We start from the raw sequence: 16812 nt of genomic DNA, 5'->3' as shown, positions 1-16812 counted from the left end.
GTGGTGGCGTGCAACCGGTCTTCGTGGTCGTCTACTACGTGCTGTTCTTCTTCTGGCTGCTGCTCTCGGCGCGCCTGGTCGTGGAGTACGTCCGGGCGTTCTCCCGGGAGTGGCGGCCCGCCGGCGGGGTTGCGGTCACGCTGGAGACCATCTACACAGTGACAGACCCGCCGGTCCGGTTGGCCCGTCGCGTGATACCGATGGTACGAATCGGGGGCGTCGGGCTGGACCTATCGATTATGGTCGTGTTCCTGCTTGTGTACATACTGATGCAACTGAGCCTGAATCTGACGCATACATCCTGATGCGGCTGACGCAGCCCGGGTGACGGGGATCCCGACGCTGCACCGGTCGTGACTGCCGTGAGGTGATCTGATGCCGTTGACCCCCGCTGACGTGCACAACGTCGCGTTCAGCAAGCCTCCTATCGGGAAGCGGGGCTACAACGAGGACGAGGTTGACGCCTTCCTCGACCTGGTTGAGGGCGAGCTGGCCCGCCTGATCGAGGAGAACTCCGACCTGCGCGCCCAGGTCGAGCAGCTGGACTCCCAGCTGGAGGCCGCGCGCGCCGACCTGGACGACGCCCGGAGCAAGGTCGGCAGCGGCCCCATGCCCGGCCGCGAGGAACCCCGTCGCCTCGCTTCCGTCCCGCCGCCGTCGGTGATGGAGCAGACCACGCCCGGTGGTGATCACCACGTGCAGGCGGCCAAGGTCCTGGGGCTGGCCCAGGAGATGGCCGACCGGCTCACCGGTGAGGCCAAGGGCGAGGCGGACTCGATGCTGGCCGAGGCCCGCACCAAGTCCGAGCAGCTGCTCTCCGAGGCGCGGGCGAAGGCCGACACCATGGTCAACGAGGCGCGTACCCGCGCCGAGACCATGCTCAACGACGCCAGGACCCGGTCCGAGACCCTGGAGCGCAACGCCAGGGAGAAGGCCGCGGCGCTGGACCGCGACGCGCAGCGCAAGCACGCCGAGGTGATGGGCAACATCACCCAGGAGAAGAACGCGCTGGAGAAGAAGATCGACATGCTCCGCACCATGGAGCGTGAGTACCGGACCCGGCTCAAGAGCCTGCTCGAGTCGCAGCTGGCCGAACTGAACGACCGCACCTCGGCCGCCCCCAGCGAGGGACGCCAGAGCGGTGGCTACACGTTCGGCGCCCGCGCCGAAGCCGGCTGAGCTGGATCTGAGGCTCCAAAGACGGCAGACCCGCTGGCTGGGTCTGCTCGCGATGACACGCGTCAACCAACAGGAACGCGTCATTACGCCATCTGGAACGGCGTGGTGACGTAGGGTCGCCGGGTGTCGTCGAACAACCCAGCGTCGTCCAGCGGTGGCGGTAGGGAATCCTCCGGGCTGCTGTACGTCGTGCTGCTGTGCGTGCTGGCCGCGTTCGCGCTGCTGGTGGTCGCGCTCGTGTCCACCCAGATCCTGTGGGCGTGGGGCTCGGTCGCGCTCAGCGTCGTCGGCGCCGCGGTGCTGCTGCTGGACTGGCAGCGCCGGCGTCGCGCTGGCGCGCGCCCACCCGTGAGCGAGGCGGCTGTCGCCGGCAAGACCGTCGACGGCGGAGACGACGATTCTGATGCGGACCCCCAGGAAGACGAGGGTGGACCGGGAGAATCGCAGGCTACAGGTGATCTTGACAGCGTTGCCACCGGGGGTGTCCGAGTCGGCACGAATCGTGATGATCAGCCAGAACCGGCCGAGGAGGACACCGACGCGGCCGACGCGCTGGTCGTCTCCGAGCTGACCGACGAGGTGCTGGTGCTCGACGAGCGCCCCCGCTACCACCTCGCCGGCTGCGCCTGGGTCGGCGACCGCCCGACCATCCCGCTGCCGGTCGACGAGGCCCGGCAACTGGGCTTCACCCCCTGCGCCGCGTGCACCCCCGACGCCAAGCTCGCCGCCGCCGCCCGCAAGTAACCCCCAGATGCCACATGCGCTTCCTATGTGGCATCTGAGCGCAAGTGGGAAGCGCATGTGGCAGCGGGGGCGAAGTGATTTGCGGGGGCGCGTTACGCTTGGCAGAGCACAGGCGTCGATCCGGCCATCACCGGGGAGCCTCCGGAAGAACGGGCCGCCAGGCCTCAGTAGAACCGGACGGGTGGGCCCGTCACAGCCCGCAAACGAGTGGCCGCCACCTCGCTGGCGGCAATCGGGGTGGTACCGCGGTGCGCGCGAGCGCGTCGTCCCCGTCAGGACTGACGACGGGACCGCGAGGAGCAGCAACCGATGGCCTACCCACTCGAATCCTTCCCGGCTGGCTCTCAGAGCGGCGGCGTGCCCGCGCAGCCGTCGTTCCCCCAGCTCGAGCAGGCCGTCCTCGACTACTGGGGCAAGGACGGGACCTTCCAGGCCAGTGTGGACGGTCGCCCGGCCGGCGAGAACGGCGGCAACGAGTTCGTCTTCTACGACGGCCCGCCCTTCGCCAACGGCCTGCCGCACTACGGCCACCTGCTGACCGGCTACGCCAAGGACGTCGTCCCGCGCTACCAGACCATGCGCGGCAAGCACGTCGAGCGCCGCTTCGGCTGGGACTGCCACGGCCTGCCGGCCGAGGTCCGGGCCGAGAAGGAGCTGGGCATCTCCTCCAAGGCCGAGATCGAGGCGCTCGGCGTGGACAAGTTCAACGACGCCTGCCGCACCTCGGTGCTGCGCTACACCGACGAGTGGCGCGACTACGTCACCCGCCAGGCCCGCTGGGTCGACTTCGACAACGACTACAAGACGCTCGACCTCGACTACATGGAAAGCGTCATGTGGGCGTTCAAGACCTTGTGGGACAAGGGTCTTGTCTACGAGGGCTTCCGCGTCCTGTGGTACTGCTGGCGCTGCGAGACGCCGCTGTCCAACTCCGAGACCAAGATGGACGACACCTACCGCGACCGGCAGGACCCGGCCGTCACGGTGGGCATGCGCCTCGAGACCGGCGAGCTGGCCCTGATCTGGACGACCACGCCGTGGACGCTGCCGTCCAACCTGGCCATCGCCGTGCACCCGGACGTCGACTACGTGACCGTCGAGGCCAACGGCGAGAAGTACGTGCTCGCCGAGGCTCGGGTCCGCGCCTACGCCCGTGAGCTGGGCGAGGAACCGACCGTGCTGGCCCGCTTCAAGGGTGCCGACCTGCTCGGCCGCCGCTACACGCCGGTGTTCGACTTCTTCGCCGGCCGGCCCAACGCGCACCAGGTCCTGTCGGCCGACTACGTCACCACCGAGGACGGCACCGGCCTGGTCCACATCGCGCCGGCCTTCGGTGAGGAGGACAAGGCCGTCACCGACGCCGCCGACATCGAGCCCGTGGTGCCGGTGGACGCGCGCGGTCGGTTCACCGCTGAGGTTGCGCCCTACGCGGATCTCCAGGTGTTCGAGGCCAACAAGCCCATCATCAAGGATCTGCGCGAGCGTGGCGTCCTCCTCAGGCATGAGACCTACGACCACTCGTACCCGCACTGCTGGCGCTGTGACACGCCGCTGATCCAGCGTGCGGTGTCGTCCTGGTTCGTGGCCGTGACCAAGTTCCGGGACCGCATGGTCGAGCTCAACCAGGGCATCAACTGGGTGCCCGACCACGTCCGGGACGGCCAGATGGGCAAGTGGCTGGCCAACGCCCGTGACTGGAACATCTCCCGCAACCGGTTCTGGGGCTCGCCGATCCCGGTGTGGATGTCCGACGACCCGGCCTACCCGCGCACCGACGTCTACGGCTCGCTGGACGAGCTGGAGCGGGACTTCGGCGTGCGCCCGAACGACCTGCACCGGCCGGTCATCGACGAGCTGACCCGGCCCAACCCGGACGACCCGACCGGCAAGTCGACCATGCGTCGCGTGCCGGAGGTGCTCGACTGCTGGTTCGAGTCCGGCTCGATGCCGTTCGCCCAGGTCCACTACCCGTTCGAGAACTCGGACTGGTTCGAGAACCACTACCCGGGCGACTTCATCGTCGAGTACAGCGCGCAGACCCGCGGCTGGTTCTACAACATGCACGTGCTGGCCACCGCCCTGTTCGACCGGGCGGCGTTCCGCAACTGCATCGCGCACGGCATCGTGCTCGGCGACGACGGCCAGAAGATGTCCAAGACGCTCAACAACTATCCGGACGTCAACGAGGTGTTCGAGCGCGACGGCTCGGACGCCATGCGCTGGTTCCTCATGTCCAGCCCGATCCTGCGCGGCGGCAACCTGGTCGTCACCGAGCGCGGCGTCCGCGACTCGGTGCGGCAGGCCGTGCTGCCGCTGTGGAACTCGTGGTACTTCCTTGCGCTGTACGCCAATGCGGCCGGCAAGCAGGGCACCTGGCGGGTCGACAGCGCCAACGTGCTCGACCGCTACGTGCTGGCCAAGACCCACGACCTGGTGGTCGAGGTGGCCAAGGCGCTCGACGAGTACGACCTGGCCGGCGCGTGCTTCGCCGTACGGGACTTCCTCGAGGTGCTGACCAACTGGTACGTGCGCCGCTCGCGTGACCGGTTCTGGGCCGGCGAGCAGGACGCCATCGACACCCTGCACACCGTGCTGGAGCTGGTCAGCCGAGTGGCGGCGCCGCTGCTGCCGCTGACCACGGAGTCGGTGTGGCGCGGGCTGACCGGCGGCCGGTCGGTGCACCTGGCCGACTTCCCGTCGGTCGACGAGGTGCCGGCCGACGCCGCGCTGGTGGCGGCCATGGACGAGGTGCGGCAGGTCTGCTCGGCCGCGCTGTCCCTGCGCAAGGCCAACAAGCTGCGGGTGCGGCTGCCACTGGCCGAGCTCGTGGTGGCCACGCCGGACGCCGAGGCGCTGCGGCCGTTCGTCGGCCTGATCGGCGACGAGGTCAACGTCAAGTCGGTCGAGCTGACCACGGATGTCGCCGCGCACGGCCAGTTCCAGCTCACGGTCAACGCGCGGGCCTGCGGTCCGCGGCTCGGCGCGGCCGTGCAGAAGGTGATCAAGGCCGTGAAGGCGGGCGAGTGGACCGCCACCGAGGACGGCTCGGTCTCGGCCGCCGGCATCGACCTGCTGCCCGGCGAGTACGAGCAGCGGCTCGTCGCCACCGACCCGGCCGCCACCGCAGCGCTGCCCGGCGGGGCGGGGCTGGTCGTGCTGGACACCGTGGTCACCGACGTGCTGGCGGCTGAGGGCGTGGCGCGGGACGTGGTCCGTGTCGTGCAGCAGGCCCGTCGGGACGCCGGTCTCGACGTGTCCGACCGGATCACGCTGACCGTGTCGGCGTCCGACGACGTGGTGGCCGCGGTGCGTACGCACGAGGCCTTCCTGGCGTCGGAGACCCTGGCCGACGGCGTGTCGTACGGGACCGTTGACGGCGGTGTCACCGGTGCGGTCGGCGACGGCGGTGAGGTGGCGGTTCAGGTGGTCAAAGCCTGAGTGAGGTGGTGGCGACCCCGGTCACCCCCATGGCACCGGGGTCGCCACCGGCTGTGTAACCCGCACGTTCCCCTCACCAGATTCCATACGCTGCCGTACGGATCACGGTTCCGTACGGTACCGTACGGAACCGTGGCCGGGAAGCGCCGGACGAAGGACGACTGGGTCGCGGCGGCCCTCGAGATGATCGCCGAGCGGGGCGTCGGCGCCCTGGCCGTCGAGCCGCTCGCGCAGCGGCTCGGCGCGACCAAGGGCAGCGCCTACTGGCACTTCCCCAGCCGTGAGGCGCTGTTACAGGCGGCGCTGGACTGCTGGACCGGAGACATCATCACCGGCCTGGCCGCGTTCGCCTCGATCGAGCGGCCGCCGGACGAGCAGCTGTGGCTGGTCTTCAGCCGGGTGGTCGTGGACCGGCCGGGCAACGACCTCGAGTTCGCCATGATCGCCGCGACCGACGACCCGCAGGTGGCGATGGCGATGCGGCAGCTGAGCGAGAGCCGGCTCGACTTCCTGACCTCGCGGCTCGTCGCGATGGGTTTCGACGAGGCCACTGCCCGTGACCGGGCGCTGCAACTGCACACCTTCCTGCTCGGGCACGTGCAGATGGTGCGCCGGGGCGTGGAGATCGGCGATCCCGTCGAGTACGCGCGCAACGCCTACCGTCTCCTCACCGCCCCATGAAGTTCGCTGTGCGCGTAAAACCCGGCGCGCGGCGTGAGGCCGTCGGCGGGGTGTGGGGCGACGGGGCGCTCATCGTGGCCGTGACCGCGCCGGCCGTGGAGGGCAAGGCCAACGAGGCCGTGCGCAAGGCGCTGGCCGGCGCATTCGGCATCCGCCGTCAGGACGTGGTCATCGTGTCCGGCGAGCGCAGCCGGGACAAGATCGTCGAACTTCCGGACGCCTACGGGCGATTGCGCGAACTTCTAGTCTAACACCGGTTCCGCACCGTCTACTGTGGACATCCAAAGTGGTCGATTAGTACTTTTCCGTGATCGTCACGCACACTGTTCATGCCGACAGGTGACATCCGGGAGGTGGGATGCCTACTCTTTCGACAGCGCTCGGTATAGGAGCGGCGGTACTCCTGCTCTCCGTGTTCGCCGTGCGCGTCTCCGTCCGCCTCGGTCTGCCCTCACTGCTGCTGTACCTCGGCATCGGGCTGTTGATCGGCGAGGCCGGGTTGGGCATCCGCTTCGACAACGCCGCGCTCACCCAGTCGCTGGGCATCGCCGCGCTCGTGCTCATCCTGGCCGAGGGTGGGCTCACCACGCGGTGGTCGTCCGTGAAAAGCTCGCTGGGGCTGGGAATCGCACTGTCCACTGTGGCGGTCGCGGTCAGTGTCGCCGTCACCGGCTTCGCGTTACACCTGTTGCTCGGCCTGGACTGGCGTACCGCCCTGTTGTGGGGCGCGGTCCTGTCGTCCACCGACGCCGCCGCCGTGTTCAGCGTGCTGCGGGGAGTCGGCGTCTCGAAGCGCCTGGTCGGCGCCTTGGAACTCGAGTCCGGTCTCAACGACGCCCCGGTCTTCATCGCCGTCGTCCTGCTCGTGTCACCCGATCCGGTGAGCTGGACGACGCCGCTGCTCGTCGTCTACGAGCTCGGCATCGGCGCCGCCGTCGGCATTCTCGTCGGTTGGCTCGGCGCTTTCGGCCTGAGACGCGCGGCCCTGCCCGCCACCGGCCTCTATCCCGTCGCCACCGTTGCCATGTGTGTGCTGGCCTACGCGTTCGGTGACCTCGTGCATGCCTCCGGTTTGCTCGCCACCTACGTCACCGGCCTGGTGCTGGGGAATTCCCGGCTGCCGCACCGATCCGACACCCTGTCGTTCGCCGAGGGTCTCGGCTGGCTGGCCCAGATCGGCCTGTTCGTCTTACTCGGCCTCTTCGCCTCACCCGCACGGCTGCTCAGCGCCTTGATCCCCGCCCTCGTCGCCGGCGCCGTCCTCCTTCTCCTGGCCCGTCCGCTCTCCGTGCTGCTGTCCATGACCCCGTTCCGGGTGCCTTGGCGGGCACAGATCTTCCTGTCGTGGTCCGGACTTCGCGGTGCCGTGCCCATCGTGCTGGCGTTGATTCCTTTGACCCAGGGCGTTCCCGGCGCGCAGCACCTCGTCGACGCCGTCTTCGTGCTGGTGGTCGTGCTCACCTTGATCCAGGGCGGCACCTTGCCGCTGGTCGCCCGTTGGCTCGGCTTGGTCAAGTCCGGCGACACCACGGAGATCGAGGTCGACTCCGCCCCCTCGACACCCTCGGCGCCGAGCTGCTCCAGGTTCGCGTCCAGCCCGGATCCAAGCTGCACGGCGTGTACCTGTCCGAGCTTCGTCTGCCCGCCGGCGCCACCATCAGCCTCATCGTCCGCGACGAGGCCGGTTTCACCCCCACCCCCACCACGCGGTTGCAGGAGGAGGACCAGATCCTCGTCGTAGCCACCGAAAAGGTCCGCGACGCCACCGAACGCCGCATCCGCGCCGTCGACCGCGCCGGCCGCTTCGCCCGCTGGAAAGGCGAATCCGGCCGGGACTGATTCTCGGCTACCAGATTCTCTCGGCCTGTTCCGCCGCCGCACGCATCTCCGCCCCGTCGAACTCGGTCCGGCTTTCGGCGATGCCTTCCGCCGGCCACTCCACGATCAGCGTCACCGGGCCGGCCGGTGGCAGCGGAAACAGGCTGACCTGTATCTCCGTACGACCGGCCCAGCCGGAGCCGCCCGCCGGGAACAGCACCGGGTGGTCCGCCGGCGGGTTCCTTGGTGCACCGTCGTTCCAGGCCAGGTGGTCCAGGTTCGTCGCCCTCCGGCCGTCCGCGAACAGCACCCCAAACCGGAGTATCTCCTCGGCGTCTTCGTGGAAACGGGGCATCGTCAGCATGTGAGTCCCCTGGCCGTTGCGGTGGTATGTGGTGAGCGACAGCTGAGCAAATTCCGGCCAGCACCGGACACCCGTGACGGCAACACACGCCGATTCGCTCCGGCCCACCACGCCGGTCCAGGGCAGCAGCCCCGGCAGCACGACGGCGTAGCCGTCGCGGGCGATGTCGTTTCGGGAGATGCCCCGGCCGGTGGGCGTCGGCGGGTGGGGGACCTTCTTGTCGAGGTAATCGCCGAAGAAGCTCATCAGTCCAGCGTAGGAAGCCCAGCGAGTCAGTTTCGGCGTGCGACAATCGGGTATGGCCGTCGACGTCCTCACCGAGATCGTCATCGACGCCCCGCTCGCCCGGGTCGCCGACTACGCGGCCGACCCGACCAACGCGCCGTGCTGGTACGTCAACATCCGGTCCGTGCGTTGGGAAACCCCGCCGCCGCTCGCCCTGGGCTCCCGCGTCGCGTTCGTCGCGCGGTTCCTCGGCCGGGAGTTGGCTTACACGTACGAGATCGTCGAGCTCGTGCCCGGTGCACGGCTGGTGATGCAGACCGCCCAGGGGCCCTTCCCGATGCGCACCACCTACACGTGGGAAGCCGTCGACTCCGGCAGGACCCGCATGACGCTACGCAACAGCGGCTCGCCGGCCGGCTTCGCGGCTGTCACGGCACCGATGATGGCGTCGGCGATGCGGCGGGCCAATCGCAAAGACCTGGCAGCGCTGAAACGTTTGCTGGAGTCCTGAGGTTGCGAACGGGCAGCATGGACCCATGGTTCCCAGATTTGCCCCGCAGACCTTTCCGGGCAGCTACGAAGACGACCGCGGCACGGAATCCGTTGTCTGGCGGTTCGAACCGACCGTTCGGTACGGGCCGGGCGATCGGCGGGTCGAGATCCACACGGTGGTGCGCGGCGTCGAGGTCTGGGGGTTCCAGTTCGACGGGCTCGAACCGGTCGAGCCGGGGCAGCGCGAGCTGACGGTGAACGGAGCCGGCGATCTCGATCAGTGCGCGCTGAGCGGGGAACTGCCGTGCACGCTGGAGATCGACGGCAGCCGACGGCCGACGACGGTGCGGTTCGGCCTTGACCTGCGAATCGACGAACCGAGGAACCTGAGGCTGGCGGCGGAGGTCGAGGGCGTCACCGTCCAGGTCGCGGCGGACGATTTCGAACGAGGTCTGCAGCGTCTGGAGGACGGCTTCCCGTCCGGTGCACGGCTGGCGTGCTGCGTCACCTGCCAGTACGCGGACTATTCGCCCGCGGGCCGCGACATGATGGGCATCTGCTGTCACCGCGAGGCCAAGGAGCAGTACCTGGCGGTGCGCTCGAAACGCGACTACTGGTCGGTGCCGGTCGCCGAGGAGGTGCCGGAGACGTACCTGTGCGCGGAGTACGAGCGCCGGGTGCCCGGCACGGGCTATCGCGGCTAAGCCAACGTCCCGGCGAACAAGGCGCGGTGCACGGCCAGGTACGCCGGGCAGGGGAAGGCGGGGCGGGACTGCCACCAGTGGTCGGGGCGGCAGGTGCCGCAGCGGCCGACGGGGTCGGGGGAGTGCTCGCTGAGCAGGGTGGCCACGGCATCGACGACGCGGGGGAGCTGGGTGCGGGTGATGCCGCTGACCAGGCGGTCATCGGGGTCAAGGGCGAGGTCGGCGAGCATCGCCAGGTGGCGACTGAGCTCGTCGTCGAGCTCGCGGAACATGACTACCTCCGAGCGGGTCGGCCAAGGTGCTGCCGGGGCCGAGTCTGCGCCGGTCGGGGCGGAAAAAGAGAGGGGCTTCACTCCTCCGGGAAGAGAAACACCCGTTCGTGACGGCTCTCACGATGTGGGAGGACGTCTCGACGGATCCGCGCACGGTCGGTTATCGTCGCTGACGAAAGGTCATGAGTGCCAGCGTCAAGCCCCGGCTAGCTGGCCGGCAACCCTCCTCCGCGGTGGGGTGCCCCGGGTGAGGACCAGGCCCGTCGCGCCGCGACCGGGCAAGCGCGGACCCTCTGCACGGCGGGTCCCTGACCCGAGGAGCACCCCCGTGACCATCGCGATCCCGCCGGCCCGCAACACCGAGAGTGGCATCCCCACCGTGCCGGCCGTGGTCGGCGCCCGGCTGTCGGTGCCGCTGGTGACCGGCGAGCGCATCACGTACGCCAACCTGGACCACGCGGCCAGCGCCCCCTGTCTGGAGCAGGTGCGCGACGCGGTCGACGAACTGCTGCCCTGGTACGCAAGTGTCCACCGTGGCGCGGGATTCGCCTCGCAGGTGTCCACAAAGGTCTACGAGCAGGCCCGGGATACGTTGCGGCGCTTCGTGGGCGCTCGTAAGAGCGACACGGTGGTGTTCACGCGCAACACGACGGACTCGCTGAACCTGCTGGCGAAGTCGTTGCCGCGCCGCACTTCCGTGGTCCTGTTCGACACGGAGCACCACGCGGCGCTGCTGCCCTGGCGCGGCCCGAACGTCCGTCGCATTCAGACGCCGGAGTCGGCCGCGGCGGCGGTGCCGGCGCTGGAGGCGGCGCTGAAGCTGTGCCCGGAAGGCCCGCGCCTGGTGGTGGTGACGGGTGCCTCGAACGTCACGGGCGAGCTGTGGCCGGTGGCGGAGCTGGCGCAGGTGGCCCGGCGCTTCGGTGCGCGCATCGCGCTGGACGCGGCGCAGCTGGCGCCGCACCGCCCGGTGGACATCAAGGCGCTGGACGTGGACTACGTGGTGCTCTCGGCCCACAAGCTGTACGCCCCGTACGGCGCGGGCGCGCTGATCGGCCGCGCGGACTGGCTCCAGGCGGCGGAGCCGTACCTGGTCGGCGGCGGCGCCACCAAGAGCGTCGTGGACTGGGGCGACCACCTCGGCGTGGCGTGGTCGGCGGTGCCGGAGCGACACGAGGCGGGCTCGCCCAACGTGGTCGGCGTGCACGCGCTCGCGGCGGCCTGCGACACGATCACCCGGCACGGCTGGGATCGCATCGTCGCCCACGAGCAGACGCTGCTGACGCGGCTGCGTGAGGGCCTGCGCAGCATCCCCGGCCTGCACGAGCTGGCGATCTTCAGCGACGCGGACCGTGTCGGTGTCGTGAGCTTCACCATTCACGGCCACGAGGCGGGCCTGATCGCGGCGGCGCTGTCGGCGGAGTACGGCATCGGCGTCCGTGACGGCGCATTCTGCGCGCACGTGGCGACGCGCCGCCTGCTGGACCGCGTGGACGCCACCGAACAGCGCGCCCTGCGGGCCAGCCTGGGCCTGGGCAGCACGCTGGAGCACGTGAACCGTCTCATCGCGGCGCTGCGTGAACTCGTCACGAACGGGCCGAAGTGGACGTACGTGCAGCAGGACGGCCGCTGGGTGCCGGCCGACGACAACCGGCCGCTGCCGCCCTTCGTCGCCGGCTGAGGGACAATGGCCCGGTGAGCACCGAGCCCAACACCGAACCGGTCGCGGCCCAGCGGCCGCTGCCCCGCCGGATCGGACTGCTGGCCGCGGCCGGCGTCGTCGCACTGGCGCTGGACATCGTCACCAAGGCGCTGGTCGTCGCCAACCTCGAGGGCAAGCCGCCGCTCGAGCTGGCCGGCGGCCTGGTCTACCTCGACGTGATCCGCAACCCCTACGCCGCGTTCTCGCTCGGCGTCACCGGCATGACCTGGGTGTTCAGCGTGATCTGCGTCGGCGTGCTGGCCGCGATCATCTGGGTCGCGCCCCGGCTGCGCTCGCGGGGCTGGGCCGTCGGCCTCGGCTTCGTGTTCGGCGGCGCGCTGGGCAACCTGCTGGACCGGATCTTCCGGGCCCCGGGCGCGCTCCAGGGGCACGTGGTCGACTTCATCTCCGTGTTCGGGCCGAACGCCCAGTACTTCCCGGTGTTCAACTTCGCCGACTCGGCGATCTGTGTCGGCGGCGCGCTCATCGTGCTGATGGCGATCATCGGCCGTGACTACGACGGCCGGTCGACGCGGGAGGCCAAGACCGGTGAGTGACCTTCGCGAGCTGCCCGTCCCCGACGGCCTCGACGGCATGCGGGTCGACGCCGGCCTGTCCAAGCTGCTCGGCCTGTCCCGCACGACCGTGGCCACCCTGGCCGACTCGGGCGACGTGCTGGTCGACGGCCGGGCCGTCGGCAAGTCCGACCGGCTGATCGCCGGCTCGTGGCTGGAGGTGACGCTGCCGCCGCCGGCGCAGCCGGTCACTGTGCAGGCCATCCCGGTCGAGGGCCTGGTCGTGCTGCACGAGGACGACGACGTGGTCGTCGTCGACAAGCCGGTGGGCGTGGCCGTGCACCCGAGCCCCGGCTGGAACGGCCCGACCGTGGTCGGCGGCCTGGCCGCCGCCGGTATCCGGATCTCCACGTCCGGCGCGGCCGAGCGGCAGGGCGTGGTGCACCGGCTGGACGTGGGCACCACCGGCGTGATGGTCGTGGCCAAGAGCGAGCACGCCTACACCGTGCTCAAGCGGGCGTTCAAGGAACGCACCGTGGACAAGGTCTACCACGCGCTCGTGCAGGGGCATCCCGACCCGACGCGCGGCACCATCGACGCGCCGATCGACCGGCACCCCAAGCACGACTACAAGTGGGCCGTGGTGGCTACCGGCCGGCCGAGCGTCACGCACTACGAGATGCTGGAGGCGTTCCGGGCGGCGTCGCTGCTGGAAGTGCACCTGGAGACGGGCCGCACGCACCAGATCCGCGTGCACTTCTCCGCCCTGCACCACCCGTGCGTCGGCGACCTGACCTACGGCGCCGACCCGGTCCTGGCCAAGCGGCTCAACCTGTCGCGCCAGTGGTTGCAGGCCAAGTCGCTGTCGTTCCACCACCCGGCCGACGGCGAGTGGGTGACGTTCGAGAGCCAGTACCCGGACGACCTGCGCATCGCCCTCGAGCGTATCCGCGCCGAGAGCTGAGCTCCACTTTTCTGCCACATGCGCTTCCTATGTGGCGTCTAGTGCCACATAGGAAGCGCATGTGGCGAAAAGTGAAACGCGGGTGGGTTAGGGCTCGATCTCCCAGGTGAGGGAGTGGGCGGGGTCGTCGGGGCGGGGGCTCCAGCGGACCGAGGTGAGCTCGGTGGAGTCGGGCAGCACGTAGACGGTGTGCCCGCCGGCGGTCTCGCCCGGCTGCACGCCGATGCGGTGCGGCGGCCGGGAGGACAGCGACACCGGGGCCTTGGACACGGTCTGCCCGTCGGCCGCGATGAGCAGCAGGTACAGATCGGGCAGCGAGGAGAACGGCACGGTGCCGCGGTTGGTCAGCTCGGTGTGCACGACCACGGCCCGCTCGCCCTCCTGGAGCCGGTAGCCGGCGGCGGTGAACAGGAAGTCGGCCGGGTCGACGACCTCGACGAGCTGGATGGACAGCTGCTCGCCCTCAAGGCCGACGGTCTGCTGCGTGGTGCCCACGGTGAACTTCGGCGGGGGCACGGGCGCGGCGGTGACGGTCTGCTCGTCGCCACGGGCCCACGCGGCCGTCTGCGGCGGCCCCCACGTGCCGCCGGCCGGCGGCTGCTGCGGCGCGGCGGGCTGCACCGGCGTGGGGGCGGCCTGCTGCTGCGCAGGGAACGGCACGCTCTGCGGCGCCGCGTACTGGGGCGGCGGGGCGTACTGCGGCTGCGGGTGCTGCTGGTACTGCGGCTGTGGCACCTGCTGCTGGGGCGGGGCGTACTGCGGCTGCTGGTAGCCCGGCCACTGCTGTTGCTGCGGCGGCCGGCTGGCGGCGGCCAGCGCCGCCCTGATCCCGTTCGGGTCGCACTCCACGCCGACCAGCAGCGGCATGCCCTGCGCGGACAGCGCGACCAGGCGTGCGGCCGCCTCCCGCGGGTCCATGCCCAACCGCGCCGCGACGTCGTGCACGGCGGCCCGTCCCATCTCGGCGATCAGCGAGAGCAGACGGAAGTCGACAGGATCCGGCACGGCCACGGCTGGCACGCTACCCGGTCGACCGGCGCGCCGTCCGTCCCGGTGCGCCGCACCGGGGAAGATCACCTGCCCGGTGGGGGGTAACAGCGCCGGAACCTGGACGTAAAACGGCCTTCCTACCGTCGGTGCCCATGACCGTCACCGCGCCGGAGACCGCGCCCAAGCGTCGTTACGCCTGGCTCGCGGCCAACGAGGACAGCGAGGACTTCTCGCTGCGCTACGCCGCCCAGTCGTTCCGCCGCTGGTCCCCGTTCTCCGTGGCCAGCACGGCGCTCGGCGGCATCGCCTACCTGGCCGACTTCGCCATCGGCGCCAGCATCGTGATGCTGCACGGCTTCTCGTCGGCCGCGTTGGCCATCGGTATCGCGGCGGTGGTCATCTTCCTGACCGGCATCCCGATCGCCACCGCCTGCGCCCGCTACGGCGTGGACATGGACCTGCTGACCCGGGGCGCCGGCTTCGGCTATTTCGGGTCGACGCTGACGTCGCTGATCTACGCCAGCTTCACGGTGATCTTCTTCTCGCTGGAGGGGTCGATCATGGCCCAGGCGTTCCAGCTGGCCTTCGGCTTACCCCTGGCGCTGGGCTACCTGCTGACCACGCTGATCGTGCTGCCGTTCGTGCTGTTCGGCATGCGGGCGCTGGCCCGGATGCAGGTGTGGACGCAGCCGGTGTGGATCGCCGGGCTGGTGTTGCCGTTCGTGGTCGTGCTGGCCACGCATCCGGAGAAGTTCGGCCAGTTCACCTCGTTCGGCGGCGGCCTGTCGCTGACCGGCGTCGGCCTCGGGGCCGGCGTCGCGCTGTCGTTGATCGGGCAGATCGGGGAGCAGGCCGACTACCTGCGGTTCATGCCGGCCAAGACCGAGGCCAACCGGCGGGCCTGGTGGGCGGCGGTCATCGCCGCCGGGCCCGGCTGGGTGGTGCTGGGCGCGCTCAAGCAGTTGGGCGGGGCGTTCCTGGCGTTCTGCGCGTTGGGGGCGATCGGACAGTCCGCCGTCCTGGAGCCGATCGCTCCCTACGTGGAGGCCGTGCGCCCGGCCCTCGGCGCCGTCACCCTGCCCTTGGCCGCCCTGTTCGTCGTGGTCTCCCAGATCAAGATCAACACCACCAATGCCTACTCCGGGTCCCTGTCCTTCGCCAACTTCTTCTCCCGTGTGCTGCACCGCCACCCGGGGCGGGCCTGGTACGTGCTGGTCAACTGCGGCATCGCGTTGGCCCTCATGGAGTTCGGCGCGTTCGCCTTCCTCAACAACATCCTCGGCTTCTACTCCAACGTCGCCATCGCGTGGATCGGCGCCGTCGTCGCCGACCTCGTGATCTGCAAGCCCCTGGGCTGGAGCCCGCCCTACGTCGAGTTCAAGCGCGCCTACCTGTACGCCGTCAACCCCGTCGGCTTCGGCTCCATGGTCCTTGCCTCGGTGGTCTCCGTCGTCGCCTACTTCGGCGCCTTCGGTGAGATCGCCGCCGCCTGGAGCCCGTTCATCGCCCTGCTGCTGGCCATGATCGCCGTGCCGCTGATGGCCAAACTCACCGGCGGCAAGTACTACCTCGCCCGCCCCAACCTCGTCTCCGGCCCCGATTCCGGCGCCACCGACCTCACCCTCACCCACGTCTGCGAGGTCTGCCAGGACCCGTACGAACTCCCCGACATCGTCGACTGCGCCCACCACGGCGGCGCCGTCTGCTCCCTGTGCTGCACGCTGGAGACCTCGTGCGGCCAGGTCTGCCAGACCTCGGGCCCGGTCCTGGTGCAACTCACGGTCCGGTCGGTGTAGGAGGCGGACACATGGTGAGGCGCGCCGGCCACGCCGGCGCGCCTCAACACCGTCCACCCGTCAGGGCAGTTCCGAAAGCACCTTGTCGATCACGGTGCTCAGCTCGCCCTTGGGCAGGGCAAGCGCCTCCAGCTCGAAGAACGTCTCGAGATAGAAGCTGATCTCCTCGGGGTTGTCCCGGATGAGCATGTCCGGCCCGCTGTGCTCGACCCGCACGGCGAAGTCCTGCTCCTCGAGCGGGAACTCGAACAGCGTGAACGAGCCGAACATGCCGCGGTGGCCGCCGGCGTTGAACGGCAGCACCTGGATGTTGACGTTCGGCCGCTCGGCGACCGCCCGCAGGTGGTCGAGCTGACCCCGCAGCACGTCGGGGCCGCCGAGCCAACGACGGAGAACCGCCTCGTCGAGCACGAAGAACAGCTCCGGGCCGTCCTCGCGGATGAGTTGCGTCTGGCGCTCCATGCGGACGCGAACCCCCAGCTCGATCCGTTCCGGCTCCTCCGCGAACGTGGTCATCAGCTGCCGCGCGTACTGCTCGGTCTGCAACAGCCCCGGCACCACCTGCGTCTGGTACTGGCGCAGCCGGACCGACGACGACTCATAGCTGATCTCCGTGAGGAACTGCGGCGACAGCGTGCCGCGGTACTTGTCCCACCAGGCCTCCCTCCGGAGGCCCTTGGCCGCGTCGACGAGCTGGTCGATGGCGGACTTGTCGGTGACCCCGTAGTACGCCAGCAGCGCCCGCAGGTCTGTCGTGCTCACCCCGACGGCGCCCGTCTCGATCCTGATGACCTTGGACGTCGACCAGTCAAGGGCGTCCGCGACGTCCTTCTGGGTCGCGCCCGACCGTTCACGCGCGCGCCGGAGCTCGGACCGTAGCCAGCGTTGCTGGACAACCGGGCTCTGGTTCGTCATAGTCTCCCCGCCA

The 16812-nt window shown here is 70.0% G+C and carries 16 protein-coding genes, 1 pseudogene and 1 riboswitch; of the genes and pseudogenes, 13 read left to right on the top strand and 4 right to left on the bottom strand.

The genetic code is table 11. From position 1 onward, the window contains the following. The first annotated feature begins 8 nt into the window (after positions 1-8). The 7 genes and pseudogenes from M3Q35_RS25240 (at position 9) to M3Q35_RS25210 (ending at position 7881) form a co-directional block, all read left to right on the top strand. On the top strand, positions 9-305 hold the full coding sequence (locus M3Q35_RS25240) for a YggT family protein (RefSeq protein WP_273934986.1): 297 nt from the start codon (positions 9-11) through the stop codon (positions 303-305). Between the two features lie 70 nt (positions 306-375). Then, positions 376-1179, top strand: a complete 804-nt coding sequence (gene wag31 / locus M3Q35_RS25235) for a DivIVA-like cell division protein Wag31 (protein WP_043723091.1) — start codon at positions 376-378, stop codon at positions 1177-1179. A 123-nt stretch (positions 1180-1302) separates the two neighbouring features. Beyond that, the gene (locus M3Q35_RS25230) at positions 1303-1923 is read left to right on the top strand and encodes a hypothetical protein (protein WP_273934984.1); all 621 of its coding nucleotides are present in this window, start codon (positions 1303-1305) and stop codon (positions 1921-1923) included. Between the two features lie 309 nt (positions 1924-2232). Continuing rightward, entirely contained in the window at positions 2233-5361 is a 3129-nt protein-coding gene (gene ileS / locus M3Q35_RS25225; RefSeq protein ID WP_273934983.1) for an isoleucine--tRNA ligase, read from the top strand. A 132-nt stretch (positions 5362-5493) separates the two neighbouring features. Further along, entirely contained in the window at positions 5494-6042 is a 549-nt protein-coding gene (locus M3Q35_RS25220; RefSeq protein ID WP_273934982.1) for a TetR/AcrR family transcriptional regulator, read from the top strand. Beyond that, positions 6039-6293 (top strand): DUF167 domain-containing protein, encoded by a 255-nt coding sequence (locus M3Q35_RS25215; protein WP_273934981.1) that lies wholly within the window; start codon positions 6039-6041, stop codon positions 6291-6293. The genes M3Q35_RS25220 and M3Q35_RS25215 overlap by 4 nt, the downstream gene beginning before the upstream one ends. A 107-nt stretch (positions 6294-6400) precedes the next feature. Continuing rightward, positions 6401-7881, top strand: a pseudogene (locus M3Q35_RS25210) (potassium/proton antiporter). 7 nt (positions 7882-7888) lie between these two features. Here the strand turns inward: M3Q35_RS25210 and M3Q35_RS25205 are convergent. Next, a complete protein-coding gene (locus M3Q35_RS25205) occupies positions 7889-8554 on the bottom strand; it encodes a hypothetical protein (RefSeq protein ID WP_273934980.1) in 666 nt (221 codons plus the stop codon). Between M3Q35_RS25205 and M3Q35_RS25200 the strand changes: the two genes are divergently transcribed. Continuing rightward, positions 8523-8960, top strand: coding sequence for an SRPBCC family protein (locus M3Q35_RS25200; RefSeq protein ID WP_273934979.1), 438 nt, complete (start codon positions 8523-8525; stop codon positions 8958-8960). The genes M3Q35_RS25205 and M3Q35_RS25200 overlap by 32 nt on opposite strands. 25 nt (positions 8961-8985) lie before the next feature. After that, on the top strand, positions 8986-9645 hold the full coding sequence (locus M3Q35_RS25195; protein ID WP_273934978.1) for a DUF6304 family protein: 660 nt from the start codon (positions 8986-8988) through the stop codon (positions 9643-9645). Here M3Q35_RS25195 and M3Q35_RS25190 read toward each other — a convergent pair. Beyond that, positions 9642-9917 (bottom strand): hypothetical protein, encoded by a 276-nt coding sequence (locus M3Q35_RS25190; protein ID WP_273934977.1) that lies wholly within the window; start codon positions 9915-9917, stop codon positions 9642-9644. The genes M3Q35_RS25195 and M3Q35_RS25190 overlap by 4 nt on opposite strands. A 178-nt stretch (positions 9918-10095) precedes the next feature. Next, positions 10096-10208, top strand: a riboswitch (SAM riboswitch). A gap of 37 nt (positions 10209-10245) precedes the next feature. Here M3Q35_RS25190 and M3Q35_RS25185 point away from each other — a divergent pair. Genes M3Q35_RS25185 through M3Q35_RS25175 form a run of 3 tightly spaced genes read left to right on the top strand, consistent with a single transcriptional unit; the run spans position 10246 to position 13098 of the window. After that, positions 10246-11598 (top strand): aminotransferase class V-fold PLP-dependent enzyme, encoded by a 1353-nt coding sequence (locus M3Q35_RS25185; RefSeq protein ID WP_273934976.1) that lies wholly within the window; start codon positions 10246-10248, stop codon positions 11596-11598. 14 nt (positions 11599-11612) lie between these two features. After that, positions 11613-12176, top strand: a complete 564-nt coding sequence (gene lspA, locus M3Q35_RS25180; protein ID WP_273934975.1) for a signal peptidase II — start codon at positions 11613-11615, stop codon at positions 12174-12176. 37 nt (positions 12177-12213) lie between these two features. Next, the gene (locus M3Q35_RS25175) at positions 12214-13098 is read left to right on the top strand and encodes an RluA family pseudouridine synthase (RefSeq protein WP_273944457.1); all 885 of its coding nucleotides are present in this window, start codon (positions 12214-12216) and stop codon (positions 13096-13098) included. An 87-nt stretch (positions 13099-13185) separates the two neighbouring features. Here M3Q35_RS25175 and M3Q35_RS25170 read toward each other — a convergent pair whose 3' ends face one another. After that, positions 13186-14109, bottom strand: coding sequence for an AsnC family protein (locus M3Q35_RS25170; protein WP_273934974.1), 924 nt, complete (start codon positions 14107-14109; stop codon positions 13186-13188). Between the two features lie 131 nt (positions 14110-14240). Between M3Q35_RS25170 and M3Q35_RS25165 the strand changes: the two genes are divergently transcribed. Then, positions 14241-15884, top strand: coding sequence for a purine-cytosine permease family protein (locus tag M3Q35_RS25165; RefSeq protein WP_273934973.1), 1644 nt, complete (start codon positions 14241-14243; stop codon positions 15882-15884). Between the two features lie 60 nt (positions 15885-15944). Here M3Q35_RS25165 and M3Q35_RS25160 read toward each other — a convergent pair whose 3' ends face one another. After that, complete coding sequence (locus tag M3Q35_RS25160) at positions 15945-16799, bottom strand: helix-turn-helix domain-containing protein (protein WP_273934972.1); 855 nt, start codon at positions 16797-16799, stop codon at positions 15945-15947. Positions 16800-16812: the final 13 nt, after the last annotated feature.

The sequence above is a fragment of the Kutzneria chonburiensis genome (assembly GCF_028622115.1).
Classification (GTDB): domain Bacteria; phylum Actinomycetota; class Actinomycetes; order Mycobacteriales; family Pseudonocardiaceae; genus Kutzneria; species Kutzneria chonburiensis.
This window is presented reverse-complemented; position numbering and strand designations above follow the sequence as displayed.